A 17,906-nucleotide genomic window follows, 5' to 3' on the forward strand; every position below is an offset into this window, starting at 1 on the left:
AACCCGAATTGAGGATCCGCACGTGAAGGCTTTGTCCCAGCGCCGGCGCTCCCCGCTAGCACTCCTCGCCCTGCTTGTGCTCGGCTTGGTTGTGACTGGTGGCGTATATACAGTTGCCGGTTCCGTAACTTCCGCCAATGCTGAAGCTCAGGCAACCGCCGAGGGCGACGTAGAAAACGGCAGCAAGCTTTTCTCCGCCAACTGCGCAACCTGCCACGGTGCTAACGCTGAAGGCTCCCCTGCTGGCCCAAGCCTGATTGGTGTTGGCGCTGCATCGGTTGACTTCCAGGTCGGTACCGGCCGCATGCCTATGCAGATGCAGGGCCCACAGGCTCAGATCAAACCGAAGCAGTTCTCCGAGCAGCAGACCGCTGACCTTGCGGCATATGTTGCATCCCTTGGTGCAGGACCAGCTGTCCCATCCAAGGAGACCCTGGATCACTCCAACCTGACTCCAGAAGAGATCGCTGACGGCGGCACGATCTTCCGCGTTAACTGCGCTATGTGCCACAACGCCGGTGCATCTGGTGGTGCTCTGACCCGTGGTAAGTTCGCGCCAACCATTCACGGTGTTTCTGAAAAGCACATCTATGAGGCCATGGTCACTGGTCCTCAGAACATGCCAGTCTTCAACGACACCAACCTGCCACCTGACCAGAAGCGCCAGGTTCTCGGCTACCTCAAGATGCTTGAGAACGAGGGCAACCCAGGCGGCTTCCCGCTCGGTGGTTTGGGTCCGGTGGCTGAAGGTCTGTTCATCTGGACTGCAGGTCTCGCCCTGATCATTTCGTTCACCATCTGGATCACGTCGCGTCGCGCCTAATGATCCACGTGCTCCCCAACTAATGTTGGGGACGCATCATGTCATCTCCACTTGCACATCTAAGAGAAGGTAGTAAGCCACTATGAGCGACGAACGTCACGGCAACCCGCACACGTCGGGTGCCGTCGATCCGGTCGGTCAGGGGGGAACTCCTAAGGAGTTCCAGAACCCCGGTCTACCGCCGCACACCCCGCGTATCACCGACGTAGATCCGAAGGCCGAGAAGCGCGCTTCTCGTCAAGTCTTCGTCTTGTTCCTGATCTCCATCTTGGGAACAATCCTGTTCTTCTTCGGTTACTTCGGAGTCGGCCACACCGGCATCGAAATCGGCACCAAGCTGCGCTTGCAGAACACGCTGATCGGTCTGGGTACCGCATTCGCGATGCTCGGTATCGGTCTTGGCGTCATCCACTGGGCTAAGTCCCTGATGCCAGACCATGAAGTTGTTGAAGAGCGCCACGAGATCGCTCCTGAGGCTGGCCGAGCTGAAGCTCAGCAGATGATCGAGGAGATCATCGAAGAGTCCGGCATGAGCCGCCGTAAGGTCCTCACCGGCACGCTCATCGGCGCAGCTGCTATCGCGCCGCTTCCAGCAATCTTCATGTTCCGCGACCTTGATCGCACCAAGAAGACCGCGAACCAGATGGTTGACTCTCTGCGTCACACTATGTGGCACGAAGGTGTCCGCCTCGTTCGTGACCCTTCAGGTCTGCCGATTAAGGCATCCGATATCCAGATCGGTTCTGCAGTGCACGTTATTCCTGAGGGCCTCAATGAGCTCAAGGAAGACAAGCTCAATGAGAAAGCCAAGGCTGTTGTGCTTGTCATGCGCCTGTCTGAAGACCGGATGCACATCTCCCCTGGTCGTGAAGACTGGCATGTCAACGGCATCGTTGCATACTCCAAGATTTGCACCCACGTTGGTTGCCCTATCGCACTGTACGAGCAGCACACGCACCACTTGCTGTGCCCATGCCACCAGTCGACGTTCGACCTCACGCAGGAGTGCAAGGTTGTCTTCGGCCCAGCGTCGCACGCTCTGCCGCAGCTTCCAATCACCGTTGACGACGAAGGCTTCCTTGTTGCGCGTAGCGACTTCCAGGAGCCTGTTGGCCCGAGCTACTGGGAGCGTGGTTGATCACTATGACTAATACGGTCACTGAATACGAGGCAAAGACCAAAACTGGTCGTATTGCCAACTTTGTGAACACCCGCACGGGCGCTCAGTCGCTCGTCAAGGAGTTCGGCCGCAAGGTCTTCCCTGACCACTGGTCGTTCATGTTCGGTGAGGTAGCCCTCTACTCGTTCGTGATCCTCCTTCTGTCCGGTACGTTCCTGACGTTCTTCTTCGATCCGTCGATGACGCACGTCACTTACGATGGCTCCTACCCTGGTCTCCAGGGAATCGGAATGTCCGCTGCCTACCACACCGCGTTGGACCTTTCCTTCGATGTGCGTGGCGGCCTGTTCATGCGTCAGCTACACCACTGGTCTGCGCTGCTGTTTGTAGCAGCGATGTCCGTGCACATGTTGCGCGTATTCTTCACCGGCGCTTTCCGTCGCCCACGTGAACTCAACTGGGTTGTCGGTTGCGTCCTGTTGATCCTTGGTCTCGCAGCTGGCTTCACCGGCTACTCGCTACCAGACGATCTGCTCTCCGGTAACGGTCTGCGCATTATCGATGGCGTTATCAAGGCCATCCCGATCGTCGGCACGTACATCTCGATGTTCCTGTTCGGTGGCGAGTTCCCAGGCGAGCACATTATTCCTCGCCTCTACGTGCTGCACATCCTCGTGGTTCCAGCGATGATCCTCGCGATGATTGTTGTCCACTTGATGATGGTCGTCGTTCACAAGCACACCCAGTACCCTGGCCCGGGCCGCACCAACAACAACGTGGTCGGCTACCCGGTTGGTCCTGTCTACGCAGCTAAGGCTGGCGGCTTCTTCTTCGTCGTCTTCGGTGCCTTGGCATTCATCTCGGGTGTCTTCCAGATCAACGCGATCTGGCACTACGGCCCATACGACCCATCGCCGGTCTCCGCGGGTACTCAGCCTGACTGGTACATCGGTTGGGTTGACGGCGCGTTGCGTCTCATGCCAGGTATGCTCGGCGACTTCTCGTTCGAGCGCGTCGTATCGCTCCCATGGGGTGACAACACCTTCGCATTCGCAGTGCTCTTGCCAGCGCTTGGCCCGGCTCTGTTCCTGTTCGCGCTGATGTTCGGCTGGCCATGGATCGAACGCTGGATCACCAAGGATAACCGCGAGCACCACATCCTCGACCGTCCACGTAACGCTCCGTTCCGTACGGCCGTTGGTGTTGCAGGTGTGATCTTCTACTGCGTCATGTGGGCTGCAGCGTCCTCTGACCTCGTAGCAACGCACTTCAAGGTTTCGCTCAACGACGTCACCTACTGGTTGCGTGTCCTGTTCTTCCTGGGCCCAATCCTCGGTTTCATCATTACCCGCCGAATCTGCATCGCGCTTCAGCGTAAGGACCGCGAGACCGTCCTGCACGGTAGCGAATCCGGCATCGTTCTGATGAGCCCAGACGGTGGTTTCCACGAGAAGCACAACGAGCTCAGCGAATACGACCGTTGGCGCTTGGTCTCCTACAACTCCCCTGCCTACATCCCGGCCCAGCCGGATGAAGACGGCAAGATCTCCAAGAAGGAGCGCCGCCGCGCCAAGTGGGCCAAGTTCTTCCTCGAGGACCGTGTTGCACCGGTCACCCCGGCAGAACTCGAAGCAGCTCACGAACACCACGATGAGATCGAAGGATCTGATCACCGTTCGGTAGAGAAGTAAGCTTCACTCCACACAACAGCTGAGGGTGGGCTCGAAACGAAAGTTTCGGACCCACCCTTTTGCGTTACCCGGGTTCTTTCGACAGCATCCTTGTAGCTGTACTGGCCGGGGACGTTGGTCAATCGTGAGAAGGGTGACTGGTTGCCGCAGGCCGTGTGGGGCCGGTGATGGTTGTAGTAGTGCAGCCAGCCGTCAAGCTCCCCTCGCCGCTCAGCTTCGGAGGTGTAACAGCGGGCGTAGGCCCAGCCGTCGGCCAGGGTGCGGTGGAAACGTTCGATCTTCCCGTTGGTCTGCGGCCGATACGGCCTGGTCCGCTTGTGCCGGACGCCCAACTCCGCGCAGGTGTCTCGCCACAGGTGTGAGCGGTAGGCGCCACCGTTGTCGGACAGGACGCGCTCGACGGTGACACCGCGCTGGTTGAACCACTCGACGGCCCGGACGAGGACGGCGGTGGCGGTAAGGGCGGTTTCGTCGTCATGGATCTCGGCATAGGCGACGCGGGAGTGGTCGTCGATGACGGTGTGGACGTAGGCCTTGCCCATGAGCGGATCCCGGTACTTGTTGCGGGGCTTGTCCGGGGTGGCGGCTCGGTTGCGGTCGCCTTGTTGCCGGCCGACGTAGCGCCAGCCGCCGCCGTCGGGGATGTTGCCGAGCTTCTTCACGTCGACGTGCAGCATCGCCCCGGGATGGTCGTGCTCGTAACGGCGCACTGGCTCCCTGGCGGCGCGGTCAACGTGGGTGAGCCGGTTCAGGTGCGCGTCGACCAGGATCCGGTGGACCGTCGACGGCGCGATCCCCAGCCGGCACGCGAGCTGGAGCGGGCCCTCGCGCAATCGGAGGCGGAGCTGGATGCAGCGCTTCGTCGTCTTCGGGTTGGTCCTGTTTGGCGAGTGGTGAGGCCGCGAGGAGCGGTCCTGCATGGACTGGCCCGCCAGGTAGCGGTCGGCCCAGCGCTTCACAGTGGGCCAAGAGACCTGAAACCTGGCGGCGACCTCGCTTATCGGCCAGCCCTGGTCGACCACGAGCTGGGCGACGATCAAGCGGTGGCGCGGCGTGAGAGCGGCGTTGGGATGAGACATGAAGCCTCCCTGAGTGGCAGATGCCGCCCAAGAAGGCCAAGTGCCCCCGCGGGGCGGCTCGAAGGTGTGTGAGTCAGGCAGTAGCGGAAACGTGCAGCACCTCGTAGGCGGCGACATCGGTGGAGCTCTCGTCGGCTTCACGGGTGCAGAGTTCGACGAGGATGACGGTCCAGGTCGTGACGTCGACGGCGGCGACGCGGGCCACGGTGGAGTCAGTGGTCGTGGCGAGGAAGTCCGCGGTGATGTCCTCGATGCAGTGGGAGGGCGCGGCACCAACCGGGAGGGGCACGGTCTTGACGGTCAGGCTTCGGGCTGCGGAGTAGTCGGCCGGGCCGGCAACAAACTGGTGGACAGTCCAGTCGTGGATCGGGTAGCGGCCGAAGTCGCGCACGATGGCCGAGTAGCCGGGTTCGCCCCAGCAAAACTGACGCATTCCGTCGATGTCGCGCCAGACGTAGAAGGGCGCGTAGGCATTCTGGGGTGCACCCTTGGCATTCTCCTGGATGAGGTAGGCCTTGAACTCCAGCCCGTGGTAACCGTCCATGAGATGTCCCGTGCGAGTGACGCGATCGCGGATAATCTGCATGTCGTAGTCGGTGGGCAACGTGATCTGGTACTGCATGGCGTACATCAGCGGTTCACCTTGGTGGCGTGCGAGTAAGTCGTGGGAGTGACGGCCTCCTGCCAGCAGATGGTCGACAGGTCATCGGCAGCTTGCTGGTAGGCGGCATGGGTCATGGCCCGTTCAGGTGTAGCGCCATGCCAGTGCCGCTGCCCGGCGTTGATCCAGATGGACTCGACCTCGGCCAGGTGCTGGGGCGCTTGCCCTTCAATGTGGACTAGGGCAACGCCGTCCGTGACATACAGCCCCTGCCCTTTGGGATGGGTGTGCCAGTGAGTGTGCGCTCCAGCTGCGGACGTGACGGCGTACACGGCCAGAGTCGACTCACGAGTAGGCGCCGCCAAGGTCGTGGCTTCGACAGCACCCGTGAAGTGCTCAGGAGTAAAGGTCATCGCCGACTCCAAGTACGCAGGAGCGTGGTTGCGCCGTGGACGGCAGCGTCGAACTCTGCAGGATCTTGCTGGGCGCGAGCCAAGACATAGCCGCCCTGCACTGTGGCCACGACCATCGAGGCCAACTGGTGGGCGTCAATCTCGGACGGGAACTCACCCGCGTCGATCCCCTGGCTGACGACTGCCCCGATCGTCTCGACCAGCCAGGCCAAGGTCGCAGAGACCGGCTGAAGCAGCTCAGGCGTAGAGAGCACGTCGGCGTCATAAGTCATGCGACCCATGCGGCAGCCCCGGAGGGAGTCGCGCTGACGCTCGAGATAGGCGACGAGACGCTCCGTGGCCGTTCCCTCGCCACGGAGCAACGCATCCGCATCATCCCGCATGGCCGCCGCGCTGGCCTCCAGAGCGGCCACTGCGAGGTCCTGCTTGCCTGAGAAGTGGTGGTACATGCTGCCTTGGCCCGCGGCGGCTCGGCTCAATATGTCCTTCGGGCTGGTTGCCGCGTAACCCCGCTCCCACAGCAGTTCCTGAGTGGCATCCAAGAGACGTGTCCTTGTATCCATGCCACCAGTGTACATACTAGTAGCAACAAACGTCACCTAGGCTGCTTCCAGCGCCCAGCTCAATCAATGTCTCCGGTTAGTACATCTAGCCAAGAGTCCCACTTAACTGGTGTGTATAATTCATAACCATGAACAAGTGATCTCCACCCCGCTTCTATTGGCAGCGGGCGGCACGCTATAGGTGCCCATTGTGTTGCTAAAGCCCTGCAATGTTACGGAGATCGCTGTGCCTTCTATCAATCTTCAGAGTATTTCTTTCGCCTATGCTTCACACCAGGTTCTGGATGATGTATCCCTCCACGTCAGTGATGGTGAACGAGCCTTCCTTGTGGGGCCCAATGGCTGTGGCAAATCCACTCTCCTGAACCTCGTCTTGGGGCGCCTCAAACCAGACAGCGGTCACATCGCTTCTGGAGTTGTCGAGCCACCGATTCACGAAGCAGAAGGCTTCAACGGTACTGTGGCGGAGTATTTCGCGGCAGCGCTGGCACCATTGCACGAACTGTCCCACCGCTTCGAAGAAACCACTGCATCGCTGGCTACTGGCGACTCTGGGACCGAGCGCGAATATGACCAGCTCTTGGCCGCGATGACGGCACACGATGTCTGGTCACTCGAAGCACGCCTAGATGAAACACTTGAAGGCCTAGGTCTAGGGGTGCTTTCCGGTTCCTCGGAACGTCTGCTCACGAGTCTCTCCCCCGGTCAGTGTGCACGCCTTCACTTAGCTGCGCTGCTCACGCTACAACCAGACGTGCTGATACTCGATGAACCGACAAACCACCTGGACCGTGAAGCGATCGACTTCCTCACCGCGATGGTCACCAAGTGGCCCGGCCCTGTGCTTGTAAGCAGTCACGACCGTCTGTTCATTGAGAACGTTGCGACTGTCATCTACGACATGGACATCACGGTTTGGCAAGAGCTCGCTAGAGCCGAAGGCCACGAACTTACTGGCGGGCTGTTCCGTAATGCTGGCAACTACTCGCAGTATCTCGACGCGAAAGAAAAAGCACGGCAATCACATCGTCAGATTCATGCCGAGCAACAAGCGCATAAACATCAGATACGCGAGCACCGCAACGAGAGCATGACGATCGCGCGCGGCGGGGTACGCCTCAAGACCGCGACGGGTAAGGCAAAGAAGTTCTTCGCCGACCGCGCAGCCGCGACATCCGTCAAACGCACACGCAACGATGACGTCAAGCTAGAACGACTAGAAGAGCGGGAAGTCCGTAAGCCGCGCGACTATCAACTCGAACTCAGCATCCCAACTCCAGAGCCATACGAAGGCCTAGCTCTCAGCATTCGGCACGCTGCTGTCGAGCACCGGCTGGCACCGTGCGACCTCGACCTAGCTGCCGGTGAACATCTACTTGTTACTGGCGATAACGGCGCCGGGAAGTCGACACTGCTGCAGTGGATCGCCACCGCTCAGCCGCCACAGGGCGTCATCTCGTCAGGGATCATAACCCGCGAGGAGCCTGTGACCATGGTTCCGCAACGACTTCCAATGGAAAACGACCCCGGATTCACCGTTGGTATTTGGCACAACGGTGTGGGTCAGCTCGGTAAGGGCGTCATCCACCCAGCAATGTGGTCTACACCAATCCCGGAGCTATCGGACGGAAACCAACGCAGAGCGCAAATAGCTGTTGCCATATCAGCCCACCCGTCAACACTGATCGTGGATGAGCCAACCAACTATCTGGATCTCGACACCATCGAGTCGTTGGAACGAGCCTTACGTGACTGGCCGGGAACACTGATCATAGCTAGCCACGATCGGTGGCTGATAGAGCATTGGCAGGGCCGCCATCTCCACCTGCAGTCATGCAGGTAAAAGCTCTACTGGCGCCTGAGATCAAGCCTGATCGGGAAAGCCTCAGGCCTATAGAACGTACCGCTAAAGACCACTACATCCTCACCTGAGAACTGGTGGCGCACAATCTGTAGAAGCGCTGCACCGGAACTCAGATTCAGCATCCGCTCCTGCATCAACGTTGCTGTGACAGCCTCAATCTGTTCGAGTGAACGATTCAACGACACGCCGCAACGCTCATCCAGATGCTTCTCTATCCGAGCGCTGGGAGGCCCTTCTAAGAGGCCCGGAGTGCGCCGCAACGCAACGTACATCTCTTCAACCGCGACAGGTGCGCTATCGGCGCTGTGCAGCCGCTGCAGGTACAGGATCTCCTCGCCCCGCTCAAGACGAAGCTCTCGCGCAAGAAGATTCGTCGCCTTCACAACCTCGTGACGGATCAAGCGAACGCTTGGGGTGCGGTGCCGTAAACGCATCTCCTCAGCGAAGGTGCGTAGCCCATACGTGGGCGGCGTGGAGGTAGGCCGGGCTGAACGTGTCCCCCTGCCCGGCTGAACGCGAACATAACCTTCCCTGGCTAGCGTTTCGACAGCATTCCTCAGCGTCGTACGGGATACCTCTAAAGCCTCAGCTAAGGGTCTCTCCCCCGGTAAGCGCGTTCCTGGCGGTATCTGCAGCAGAACGCCACGCAAAGCCTCTGTGAGGCCGTCTGAACGTTTATAGGATTCCCTGCTGCGTTGCCCCCGGGAGGCTGGCCCTTGCGCTCCCATCGGGTGATGTTTCCAAGCGTCTACGAGTGCTTGCAGGATGAGATCCGTGTTGGTGACGGCCTGCTCTGTGGGAGTTGCCAACGGTTTTGAGGATGCCGGTAGTTCCTGTGTTGGCGGTGGTTCTTGCGTTGCCGGATTGTCGTGAGTGCTCTCGGTGGTAACTGACGGATTCTTCATGGAACGTCCTGCCGCGGAAGGTCTGACACGTGAAGATGAGAAACGACGAGGGCTTACGTTTCAACTATATCGGCAACAAGATACTTTCGATCGTTAAATGTTTGAAGGGGCTTCCGCACCGTGGTGCGGAAGCCCCTTCAAACTATGTCAGCTGGTATTTAGTGGCGGTAGGAGCCTCGGTTGAGTTCGAACGCCCAACCGAGGACGCCGACTGCTACAGCACCTAGGCCGAGGTAGAAAACCCACCAGCCGATGGCCAGGCCTGCGAAGCCGATGGCTACGCCAGCCCCGAGCATCAGTGGCCACCAGGACCACGGAGTGAACTGACCGTAGATGCCAGCGCGCTCAGCGATCTCACCCTCAGTGTCATCCTCCGGCAGGTTGTCGGACAGCTTAGCATGCTTGTTGAAGTAGTAGCCGATCATGCCGGTCATCAGACCAAGCAATACCAGTGCTGGGAAACCTACCCATTCCTCGAAGCTCGTCATGAAACCGTAAACGATTCCAATCGGAATGAAGAACAGAACACCAGCTAAGAAAAAGTAACCACTAATTTTCATAACTTAATCACTTATCTCCCTGGTCAGCCGGACCGAAGACCGATGCCACTGGGCCAGTTGGCGTTACACGACCCGAAGCGAGTTCTGGGTGGTGCAGGTCCAGTGCCGGACGCTCGGAACGGATACGTGGCAGCGAGTAGAAGTTGTGACGTGGCAGTGGGCAAGGCGTTGCCCACTCGAGCGAGGCGCCAAAGCCCCACGGGTCATCAACCTGTACGCGGCGGCCGTTGCGGTGGGTGATGAATACGTTCAAGAAGAACGGAATCATCGAGATCGCGAGGATCATGGAACCAACCGTGGATACCTGGTTCATGGCGGTGAAGCCATCGGAATGCAGGTAGTCAGCGTAGCGACGTGGCATACCCATGACGCCGAGCCAGTGCTGAACCAGGAAGGTCAGGTGGAAACCGATGAACACGAGCCAGAAGTGGATCTTGCCGAGGCGCTCGTTGAGCATCTTGCCGGTCCACTTTGGCCACCAGAAGTAGAAGCCTGCGAACATCGCGAACACGACGGTACCGAAGATCACGTAGTGGAAGTGAGCCACAACGAAGTAGGTATCGGAAACGTGGAAGTCCAGCGGTGCCGAAGACAACGTAATACCGGTCAGACCACCGAAGAGGAAGGTCGTGAGGAAGCCGAGGCTCCAGATCATTGGAGTCTCAAACGTGATGGATCCTCGCCATAGAGTGCCGAGCCAGTTGAAGAACTTCACACCGGTTGGTACCGCGATCAGCATGGTCATGAAACCGAAGAACGGAAGCATGACGGAGCCAGTCACGTACATGTGGTGCGCCCAGACCGCAACCGAGAGGGCAGCAATCGCGATGGTTGCAAAGACGAGGCCCTTGTAACCGAAGATCGGCTTACGGGAGAAGACCGGGAAGATCTCAGACACAACACCGAAGAACGGCAGCGCGAGAATGTAGACCTCTGGGTGACCGAAGAACCAGAACAGGTGCTGCCAGAGAACCGGGCCACCATTGGAGGCATCGAAGATCTGGGCACCCAAGCGGCGGTCAGCGCCGAGGGCGAACAGTGCTGCTGCGAACGGTGGGAACGCCATGAGGATCAGCATCGAGGTAATCAGCGTGTTCCAGGAGAAGATGGACATACGCCACATGGTCATACCCGGTGCACGCAAGGTGATGATCGTGGTGATGAAGTTCACCGCACCGAAGATGGTACCGAAACCCTGAAGTGCCAGACCGAAGACCCAGAGGTCAGCGCCCAAACCAGGGCTGAAGGTCGAGGAAGCAAGTGGGGCGTAACCGAACCAACCGAAGGATGCTGCACCCTGAGGGGTGATGTAGCCAGACATCGCGATGAGCGAGCCGAACAGGAAGAACCAGAAAGCCAGCGCGTTCAGACGTGGGAAGGCCACATCCGGTGCACCAATCTGTACTGGCATGAGGACGTTGGCGAAGCCAGCGAACAGCGGCGTACCAAACATCAGCAGCATCAAGGTACCGTGCATCGTGAACAGCTGGTTGTACTGCTCCTTGGTGTGCAGGATCTGCATACCTGGCTCGAAGAGCTCTGCACGGATCAGCAACGCCATGACACCGGCGATGCAGAAGAAAATAAACGCGGAGATCAGGTAAAGGTAACCGATCTTCTTGTGGTCAGTCGTCGTAATCCAGTCGACGATGATGCGGCCCTTGGACTTAGGCACCACCGGCTGACTTACGGTGCGAGACTCGTTGGACGAGTATTCAAAAGTTGCCACGAGTCATCACTTCCCTTCTCGGCTTGGCTCTTCTTCGCCAGTCAGACGATGGTAGGAAGGATCGTTAGTCGGAGTAACCTCAAGACGGTTGTACTCCTCCTTCAAGCTACCCTTCTCCATCTTCGCGAGCTGGTTCTTGAATTCTTCCTCGGAGACAACCTTGACCTGGAAGATCATCTCGGAGTGGTATTCACCGCAAAGCTCAGCACACTTACCTGCGTAGGTGCCTTCCTTCTGCGGGGTGAGCCACATGTGGTTCTGCTTACCTGGGATCATGTCCATCTTCTGAAGGAATGCAGGAATCCAGAACGAGTGGATCACGTCACGCGAGTTCAACTTGAAGTGAACCGGAACGTTAACTGGGAGGTAGAGCGTCGGGAGCTTGGACTCGTCAACGACCTTGCCCGGCTCGTGCACCTGGGTCGTAACCTCGTAGCGCTGATCGCCTTCGTAGTCGTAGTTGAAGTCCCAAGCCCACTGCTTGCCGTAGACGTTAACGGTCAGCGGAGAGTCAACTGGGGTGTCAACCTTCTGCTGCGTGCGGTGGGTGAAAGTAAAGAAGGTCATGATAATGGCGATCGGGACCGCCGTGTAGAAGACCTCGAGTGGCAGCGAGTAGCTCAGCTGCTTTGGATAACCGGTATCGCCCTTGCGGCGGCGGTAGGCAACGATGCACCACAGAGCCAAGCCCCAGGTAATCAAACCGATTACCAACGAGGCGATCCAGGAGTGATTCCACAGCTCCGCGAGTGAGCGAGTGTGGTTGGTCGTGTCCAGATCTTCCAGGGGCAGGAAGCCATTCTTGGACACGGGGGTGCATCCCGCGAGGGCTAGTGCCCCAACGGCAAGGATCCCGCCGAAGACCTTAGTCTTGACGCGACCGCTGGTCCGAACTTGCGAACTCACAGACGGCCCTTCCTCTTGAGTGTATGCGGATGACGTGATGGTAAGCGGCGGCCGGTGGAGAAACTGGCACACCTACTCTCCTTAGAGAGTACCGTTCTTTGCGCTCTGACGCACAGTTGGCGCGCCGAATGCACTTAATGTTGGTCAGTGGAACGAGTCGCCGCAGGCGCATGAACCCGCAGCGTTCGGGTTATCAATCGTGAAGCCGACCTTCTCGATGGAATCCTCGAAATCTACGGTCGATCCCGCAAGATACGGAGCCGACATCTGATCCACGATCAGCTCGACACCATCGAAATCACGGATGGCGTCGCCGTCGAGGACACGCTCGTCGAAGTACAGCTGGTAGATCAGACCCGAACAACCACCGGGTTGTACAGCGACCCGTAGTCGAAGATCATCGCGGCCTTCCTGCTGAAGCAGTTCACGAACCTTAGTGGCAGCACCATCAGTCAAAGTGACTTCATGGCTTGCAGTCTCTGCAGCTGTTGTCATGAGAAACCTCCATACCCAGCACGCCGGATATCCAGCATGCTGTGTGCCTTGTTGCGGTCATCGAAGGCGATATTTCTATTGCCATCGAAAACCTTGTTTTGTCTCTAGTGTAGTCCGAGGCCCTTAGCTGTTGTCCGCTTCAGTGGCCAGATGCGTAAGCAATAGAGCTTCCGAAAGTGTTGCCTTGAAGAAGTCTTCAATATGTAGCGATTCGTTGGCCGAATGTGCTCGGGTATCCGGGTCTTCAATACCGGTGACGAGAATCTCGGCGTCTGGGAAGACCGCCTGGAGGTCGCCGATGAATGGGATCGAGCCTCCAAGCCCCATTTCCACTGGCTTGACGTTCCATGCTTGCTTAAGGGCCCACATCTTCGCCTGAGCAGCCGGCGAGGAGGTATCGGTCGCGAAGGACGGGCCAACCTCCGTGGTCTTATAGCTAATCTCGGCACCGAAGATGTCTTGATTCGCAAAGTGCTCTTCCATAGCTTTCGCCGCCAACGCCGGGTCCTGGCCCGGTGCTAGACGCACTGAAACTTTGCCCCGCACCATCGGGATGATCGTGTTGGAAGACAGCGACACGTTGGTGATGTCCATACCGATGAGCGAAATGGCTGGCTTGCGCCACAAACGATCCGCGATCGAACCGGTGCCTGCCAAACGTAAGCCCCCAACTACGTTGGCATCGGCTCGGAAATCAGCCTCGTCATAGTCGATCTCGGCAGTCGAGGCGACGGCCAGCCCCTCAACTGCCACGTCACCGTTCTCGTCGTGGAGGGTTGCGACCAAGCGTGCCGCGATCGTCGGGGCGTCCAGAACGGGGCCCCCAAAGACACCTGAGTGAACAGCGTGCTCAAGTACCCGAACCTCGAACTCTCCTGCCGTGAGGCCACGTAGCGACGTGGTCAAGGCAGGCTGGCCGACCTTCCAGTTGCTCGAATCAGCAACGATGATGACCTCAGCTGCCAGCGCATCGCGATTCTCTTGCAGGAAGTTAGCGAACGATGGCGAACCGACTTCCTCTTCACCTTCGATGAAATACGTCAAGCCAAGCCCGGTCGCGGCAGCTACCTGGTCGATAGCGCGTAGCGCTCCAACGTGGACCATGATGCCTGCTTTATCGTCGGCCGTGCCGCGGCCATACAGGCGCCCATTGACCTCAGTGGCTTTCCACGGGTCCGTGTTCCATAGCTCCACGTCCCCGGTGGGCTGCACGTCGTGGTGGGCATACATGAGCACGGTAGGCATACCGTCTGCTGCTTCGCGACGCGCGATGATAGCCGGGCGGCCCTGCGCCCCATCAGGGCGAGCAGCGGAGAGAACACGGACGTCTTCGAGACCAGCTGAGCGGAACAGCTCAGCCACCGCTTCCGCGGAATCGATCACCGGCTGCGGGTCAAGATCATCCCACGCGACCGAAGGGATCTCAACGAGTGCGCTCAGCTCTTTGATGAGCTGTTCACGTTGGCCATCAACTGCTGAACGCAGCTGATCGACCACATCAGGTGAGACAACGGAAAGGGGTTCGTTTGTTTCAGTCATAGACCCAACACTAATACGGTCACCAAGGCCAATAACACGTCGCGTGTTCGGTAATTGAGCCAAAGGCCGATAGGATTGGGGCCGTGTTTGGTCGTAAAAAGAATGAACGGGCGGGCAAAGCTCAAACGAATGCCCCCGAGCCTGTAGTGGAAGAAGACAAGGGCCGCTCCCCTAGCGCTAAGAAGGGCCCCACCCCTTCACGCCGTGAACAGGAAGCAAAGAACCGCCGCCCTTTGGTAGGTGGCTCCCCTGCTGTTGCGAAGCAGCGTCAGCGTGAGCGCCGCGCCGCTGAGGCCGCGCGTATCCGTGAAGGGATGCGTACCGGGGATGAACGCTACCTGCTCGCCCGCGACAAGGGGCCACAGCGCCGCTACGCCCGTGAATTCATCGACGCCCGAACATCCATCGGTGAGACCCTGCTCATCGTTGTGGTGCTCTTCCTGGTCACTTCGCTTCTAATGTCCTCGATCCTGCCTCCCGAGGCGCAGGCGAACATGGTCTTCATCATGTGGATCTACCTGTTCATCGTGATTGTGGATGGCATCTGGGCAAGCCGCCAGCTCAAGAAGCGTTTGTTGTTGAAATTCGGTGAGGTCGAGAAGGGAACGATGTGGTACGCATTCATGCGTGCGCTGCAGTTCCGCCCGATGCGCCAACCAAAACCACAGAATAAGCGCGGCGAATACCCTGAGTGATAATCCGCCGGTGCTAGCACCGCGGTCTAATGCTCAATACACAACGGTTCGGGACCCTGACAGGGTCCCGAACCGTGTTTAAGGGAAGCTACCGTGCAGTAAGTGTGGCGTTGGCAGCTAAGCAGCCTTGCGTTTATAGGCTTTCTTGAGTGCACGGTTGATGCGGTGGACCCAGAACGGACCTTCATACAAGAAAGCGGTATAGCCCTGGACTAGATCAGCGCCTGCTTCGATGCGTTCAATCACGTCCTCGCCGGTAGTGACACCGCCAACGGAGATGATCGCGATCTCTTCTGGGAGTGCCTCACGCAGTATCTCTAGCACCTCGATCGAGCGTTCTCGCAGAGGCTGGCCCGACAAACCGCCAGCACCCAGGGCAGCGACCTCATTCGTTGGTGTTGAAAGTGGCTCCCGCTTGATCGTGGTGTTGGTAGCAATCACCGCATCGAGCCCCACATCTTGAGCCAAACGGGCAACGTCGCGGACATCCTCATCAGCAAGATCCGGGGCGATCTTCACCGCCAACGGAACACGGCGGTCGGTAACCGCCGCATCGGCTTCCTCGCGAACGGCCGCTAGCAGCGGACGTAACGCCTCAATATCCTGCAGCATCCGCAAGCCCGGTGTGTTCGGCGAAGAAACGTTCACGACCATGTAATCCGCGTACGGCGCCAGAGTGCGGGCCGAAAGCCGGTAATCATCAACAGCGTTCTCAAGCTCAACCACTTTGGTTTTACCGATGTTCACGCCGATGATCGGGCGGATACCGGCGCGGCGGCTCAAAACCTCGCGTGTGTGGGCCAAACGTGGAGCGATCGCTGCAGCACCCTCGTTATTGAAACCCATCCGGTTGATAATCGCCTTGTCCTCAACCAGACGGAACAAGCGAGGCTGAGGGTTTCCATCCTGAGCCTGCCCTGTGACCGTACCCACCTCGATGTGGCCGAAACCCAGGTTAGTCAGCGCAGTGGTTCCCTCGCCGTGCTTATCGAAACCGGCCGCCAGCCCGAAAGCTGAAGGGAAGGTCAAGCCCATTGCCCGCACGGGAGTCGACGGGCGCGTCAAGCGACGCAAAACCGCGCCAAGGCCGCATTTTTCGACCAAGCGGATCATCGAAAAACCGAGGTGGTGAGCTTTCTCCGCATCCATGCGAGAAAACGCAAGCTTAAAAAACGTAGGGTAAAAACGCATCAAGCAACTTCCTGATCAGTACAACGTTCCAGACCAATACAGTGCCCATGGTGCATGGGCTAAACCTCGCCGTTTATAGCAGGGGACGAACCAGGCTGGGAACCTAACGACGCCGGCTTATTCACCGCGCCACCGAAACGGCGATCGCGCGAAACATACTGGCCCAACGCGTCCCAGAACACTTCACGGCTCATATCCGGCCACAACGTATCCAAGAAAACCAGTTCCGCATACGCCGACTGCCATAGAAGAAAATTCGAAATCCGGTGCTCGCCCGAGGTGCGCAAAAACAGATCCACATCAGGAAGATCCGGCTGATACATCCGTGCGTTCAACGCTTTCTCAGTGACACCCCGCTCAGACAGCGCACCGGAGGCAACATCGGAGGCGATCTCGCGCACGGCACGCATGATCTCCGAACGGCCGCCGTAATTGACGCACATCACCAGGTCCATGACGGTGTTATTCCGCGTCATCTGTTCGGCAGTCTCCAACTCAGAGATGACTGACTTCCACAACCGACCACGCTCACCAGACCAACGAACACGCACACCCCACTCGTTCAACGTGTCACGCTGGCGCCGCAAAACATCGCGTGAGAAACCCATCAAGAAGCGGACCTCGTCCGGGCTACGCTTCCAGTTCTCCGTGGAGAACGCATACACCGAAACATGCTTAATGCCAGCCTCGATGGCTCCTGCGACAACATCGAGTAGCGCCTGCTCCCCCGCCCGGTGCCCTTCGGTACGGGGAAGGCCCCGCTGATTCGCCCATCGCCCATTGCCATCCATCACGATGCCAACATGGTGAGGCAACAAAGACCTCTTATAGTCCGGCGTGAAGCGGACAGCCCCTTGGCCTGGTGCTGGAACTGAAGCGGAAACATCAGCCACTATGAGCGCAAACCTCCGATTCAAACATCCTGCGCGCGATCAAGCACACTCAACGACCTAACTGAGCGTTCGAGGTGCCACTGCACATATTGTGTCACGATCTCACCGGCCTGCCGCATCGTCACGTGATCAGCGCGCTGAACCCGTGCCCACTCCCCCGTGTTCAAAGCATCCAACAGATCCATAACTTCCGGCGTTGGGCTACGGGAACCCGCAGGCCGACAGTCGGGGCATACAGCGCCACCCAGCGGGACGTTGAGGCTACGATGCGGACCTGGCGCGCCGCATCGGACACATTCAGCGAACGAGGCCGCCCAGCCGGCAACCGCAAGAGAACGTAAAACGTACGAATCAAGCACAGCGAAAGGATGCTGCTGCCGCGTGGCTAAAGCATTCAAGGCCCCGTAGAGCAACGTGAACTGGACATGCGTGGAATCGGCGTCATCACGAGTGAGCTTCTCAGCAACTTCAACCATGACCGCGGCGCAACTATAGAGGACATAGTCCGCACTCAACGTAGCGCCATACGGCTCCACGATCTGCGCCTGGGTTACGGTATCCAGGTTCCTGCCTTGAGCGAGCTGCACATCGATCACCATGCCCGGCTCCAAAACCGCACCGAACCGGGACGCGGTCCGGCGTACACCCTTCGCGACCGCCCGCACCTGCCCGTGCGATTGCGTCAGCAACACCACGATCCGGTCCGCTTCAGCGAGCTTATAGTGGCGCAACACGATAGCGCGGTCCTTATAAGAACGCGCAGAGAAAGTTGAACCACGGGCCATGCTTACAGCCTATAGACCTATGCCGTAGACAGACGTGGGTGGGGCGTGCGTTGA

At 58.8% G+C, this 17,906-nt stretch carries 17 protein-coding genes and 2 pseudogenes; 5 read left to right on the forward strand and 14 right to left on the reverse strand.

The window, feature by feature from the left end:
• Positions 1-22: 22 nt before the first annotated feature.
• The 3 genes from HMPREF3175_RS08990 (at position 23) to HMPREF3175_RS09000 (ending at position 3,634) form a co-directional block, all read left to right on the forward strand.
• Positions 23-823, forward strand: a complete 801-nt coding sequence (locus HMPREF3175_RS08990) for a cytochrome bc1 complex diheme cytochrome c subunit (protein WP_035755245.1) — start codon at positions 23-25, stop codon at positions 821-823.
• Between the two features lie 82 nt (positions 824-905).
• On the forward strand, positions 906-1,961 hold the full coding sequence (locus HMPREF3175_RS08995; protein WP_035755244.1) for a cytochrome bc1 complex Rieske iron-sulfur subunit: 1,056 nt from the start codon (positions 906-908) through the stop codon (positions 1,959-1,961).
• 5 nt (positions 1,962-1,966) lie between these two features.
• A complete protein-coding gene (locus HMPREF3175_RS09000) occupies positions 1,967-3,634 on the forward strand; it encodes a cytochrome bc1 complex cytochrome b subunit (RefSeq protein WP_035755241.1) in 1,668 nt (555 codons plus the stop codon).
• Positions 3,635-3,729: 95 nt separating this feature from the next.
• Here the strand turns inward: HMPREF3175_RS09000 and HMPREF3175_RS09005 are convergent.
• From HMPREF3175_RS09005 to HMPREF3175_RS09020, 4 genes and pseudogenes are all read right to left on the reverse strand, one after another.
• Positions 3,730-4,713: pseudogene (locus HMPREF3175_RS09005) on the reverse strand (IS481 family transposase); the annotation flags it as partial.
• A 73-nt stretch (positions 4,714-4,786) separates the two neighbouring features.
• The gene (locus HMPREF3175_RS09010) at positions 4,787-5,344 is read right to left on the reverse strand and encodes a DUF4865 family protein (RefSeq protein ID WP_070492124.1); all 558 of its coding nucleotides are present in this window, start codon (positions 5,342-5,344) and stop codon (positions 4,787-4,789) included.
• Positions 5,344-5,727 carry a cupin domain-containing protein gene (locus tag HMPREF3175_RS09015; protein ID WP_070492127.1) on the reverse strand — a complete coding sequence of 128 codons (384 nt, stop codon included), beginning with the start codon at positions 5,725-5,727 and terminating at the stop codon, positions 5,344-5,346. Before HMPREF3175_RS09015 ends, HMPREF3175_RS09010 begins: the two co-directional genes overlap by 1 nt.
• Entirely contained in the window at positions 5,724-6,290 is a 567-nt protein-coding gene (locus HMPREF3175_RS09020; RefSeq protein ID WP_256276354.1) for a TetR/AcrR family transcriptional regulator, read from the reverse strand. Before HMPREF3175_RS09020 ends, HMPREF3175_RS09015 begins: the two co-directional genes overlap by 4 nt.
• Positions 6,291-6,516: 226 nt before the next feature.
• On the opposite strand from HMPREF3175_RS09020, the gene HMPREF3175_RS09025 reads away from it, so the two are divergent.
• Entirely contained in the window at positions 6,517-8,133 is a 1,617-nt protein-coding gene (locus HMPREF3175_RS09025; RefSeq protein ID WP_070492130.1) for an ABC-F family ATP-binding cassette domain-containing protein, read from the forward strand.
• A gap of 5 nt (positions 8,134-8,138) precedes the next feature.
• On the opposite strand, the gene HMPREF3175_RS10555 is transcribed toward HMPREF3175_RS09025, so the two are convergent.
• From HMPREF3175_RS10555 to HMPREF3175_RS09055, 7 genes and pseudogenes are all read right to left on the reverse strand, one after another.
• On the reverse strand, positions 8,139-8,588 hold the full coding sequence (locus tag HMPREF3175_RS10555; RefSeq protein ID WP_070492133.1) for a GntR family transcriptional regulator: 450 nt from the start codon (positions 8,586-8,588) through the stop codon (positions 8,139-8,141).
• 69 nt (positions 8,589-8,657) lie between these two features.
• Positions 8,658-9,059 (reverse strand): annotated as a pseudogene (locus HMPREF3175_RS10670) (winged helix-turn-helix domain-containing protein); the annotation flags it as partial.
• A 158-nt stretch (positions 9,060-9,217) separates the two neighbouring features.
• Positions 9,218-9,619, reverse strand: a complete 402-nt coding sequence (locus HMPREF3175_RS09035) for a cytochrome c oxidase subunit 4 (protein WP_035755235.1) — start codon at positions 9,617-9,619, stop codon at positions 9,218-9,220.
• A gap of 7 nt (positions 9,620-9,626) precedes the next feature.
• Positions 9,627-11,348 (reverse strand): aa3-type cytochrome oxidase subunit I, encoded by a 1,722-nt coding sequence (gene ctaD / locus HMPREF3175_RS09040; RefSeq protein ID WP_035755233.1) that lies wholly within the window; start codon positions 11,346-11,348, stop codon positions 9,627-9,629.
• Positions 11,349-11,354: 6 nt separating this feature from the next.
• On the reverse strand, positions 11,355-12,254 hold the full coding sequence (gene coxB, locus HMPREF3175_RS09045) for an aa3-type cytochrome oxidase subunit II (protein WP_070492135.1): 900 nt from the start codon (positions 12,252-12,254) through the stop codon (positions 11,355-11,357).
• A gap of 144 nt (positions 12,255-12,398) precedes the next feature.
• Positions 12,399-12,749 carry an iron-sulfur cluster insertion protein ErpA gene (gene erpA / locus HMPREF3175_RS09050; RefSeq protein ID WP_035755232.1) on the reverse strand — a complete coding sequence of 117 codons (351 nt, stop codon included), beginning with the start codon at positions 12,747-12,749 and terminating at the stop codon, positions 12,399-12,401.
• Positions 12,750-12,872: 123 nt separating this feature from the next.
• Positions 12,873-14,288: a dipeptidase gene (locus HMPREF3175_RS09055; RefSeq protein WP_070492138.1), complete on the reverse strand. Its 1,416-nt coding sequence runs from the start codon at positions 14,286-14,288 to the stop codon at positions 12,873-12,875.
• 83 nt (positions 14,289-14,371) lie between these two features.
• Between HMPREF3175_RS09055 and HMPREF3175_RS09060 the strand changes: the two genes are divergently transcribed.
• Positions 14,372-14,983, forward strand: coding sequence for a DUF3043 domain-containing protein (locus HMPREF3175_RS09060; RefSeq protein WP_035755227.1), 612 nt, complete (start codon positions 14,372-14,374; stop codon positions 14,981-14,983).
• 117 nt (positions 14,984-15,100) lie between these two features.
• Here the strand turns inward: HMPREF3175_RS09060 and HMPREF3175_RS09065 are convergent, their stop codons facing one another.
• From HMPREF3175_RS09065 to recO, 3 genes are read right to left on the reverse strand one after another with little or no spacing between them, the layout of a single operon-like run.
• Entirely contained in the window at positions 15,101-16,174 is a 1,074-nt protein-coding gene (locus HMPREF3175_RS09065) for a quinone-dependent dihydroorotate dehydrogenase (RefSeq protein ID WP_070492141.1), read from the reverse strand.
• 59 nt (positions 16,175-16,233) lie between these two features.
• The gene (locus tag HMPREF3175_RS09070; RefSeq protein ID WP_070492143.1) at positions 16,234-17,067 is read right to left on the reverse strand and encodes an isoprenyl transferase; all 834 of its coding nucleotides are present in this window, start codon (positions 17,065-17,067) and stop codon (positions 16,234-16,236) included.
• A gap of 20 nt (positions 17,068-17,087) precedes the next feature.
• Complete coding sequence (recO, locus tag HMPREF3175_RS09075) at positions 17,088-17,852, reverse strand: DNA repair protein RecO (protein WP_070492144.1); 765 nt, start codon at positions 17,850-17,852, stop codon at positions 17,088-17,090.
• Positions 17,853-17,906: the final 54 nt, after the last annotated feature.

Source organism: Arthrobacter sp. HMSC08H08 (assembly GCF_001807575.1).
Taxonomy (GTDB): domain Bacteria; phylum Actinomycetota; class Actinomycetes; order Actinomycetales; family Micrococcaceae; genus Pseudoglutamicibacter; species Pseudoglutamicibacter albus.

What these genes read in the sequence shown, in the direction of transcription:
- HMPREF3175_RS08995 (WP_035755244.1), top strand. Translation starts at nt 906, where the DNA reads ATGAGCGACGAACGTCACGGCAACCCGCACACGTCGGGTGCCGTCGAT.
- HMPREF3175_RS09000 (WP_035755241.1), top strand. Translation starts at nt 1,967, where the DNA reads ATGACTAATACGGTCACTGAATACGAGGCAAAGACCAAAACTGGTCGT.
- HMPREF3175_RS09010 (WP_070492124.1), bottom strand. Translation starts at nt 5,344, where the DNA reads ATGTACGCCATGCAGTACCAGATCACGTTGCCCACCGACTACGACATG.
- HMPREF3175_RS09015 (WP_070492127.1), bottom strand. Translation starts at nt 5,727, where the DNA reads ATGACCTTTACTCCTGAGCACTTCACGGGTGCTGTCGAAGCCACGACC.
- HMPREF3175_RS09020 (WP_256276354.1), bottom strand. Translation starts at nt 6,290, where the DNA reads ATGGATACAAGGACACGTCTCTTGGATGCCACTCAGGAACTGCTGTGG.
- HMPREF3175_RS10555 (WP_070492133.1), bottom strand. Translation starts at nt 8,588, where the DNA reads ATGCGTTTACGGCACCGCACCCCAAGCGTTCGCTTGATCCGTCACGAG.
- HMPREF3175_RS09035 (WP_035755235.1), bottom strand. Translation starts at nt 9,619, where the DNA reads ATGAAAATTAGTGGTTACTTTTTCTTAGCTGGTGTTCTGTTCTTCATT.
- erpA (WP_035755232.1), bottom strand. Translation starts at nt 12,749, where the DNA reads ATGACAACAGCTGCAGAGACTGCAAGCCATGAAGTCACTTTGACTGAT.
- HMPREF3175_RS09055 (WP_070492138.1), bottom strand. Translation starts at nt 14,288, where the DNA reads ATGACTGAAACAAACGAACCCCTTTCCGTTGTCTCACCTGATGTGGTC.
- HMPREF3175_RS09065 (WP_070492141.1), bottom strand. Translation starts at nt 16,174, where the DNA reads ATGCGTTTTTACCCTACGTTTTTTAAGCTTGCGTTTTCTCGCATGGAT.
- recO (WP_070492144.1), bottom strand. Translation starts at nt 17,852, where the DNA reads ATGGCCCGTGGTTCAACTTTCTCTGCGCGTTCTTATAAGGACCGCGCT.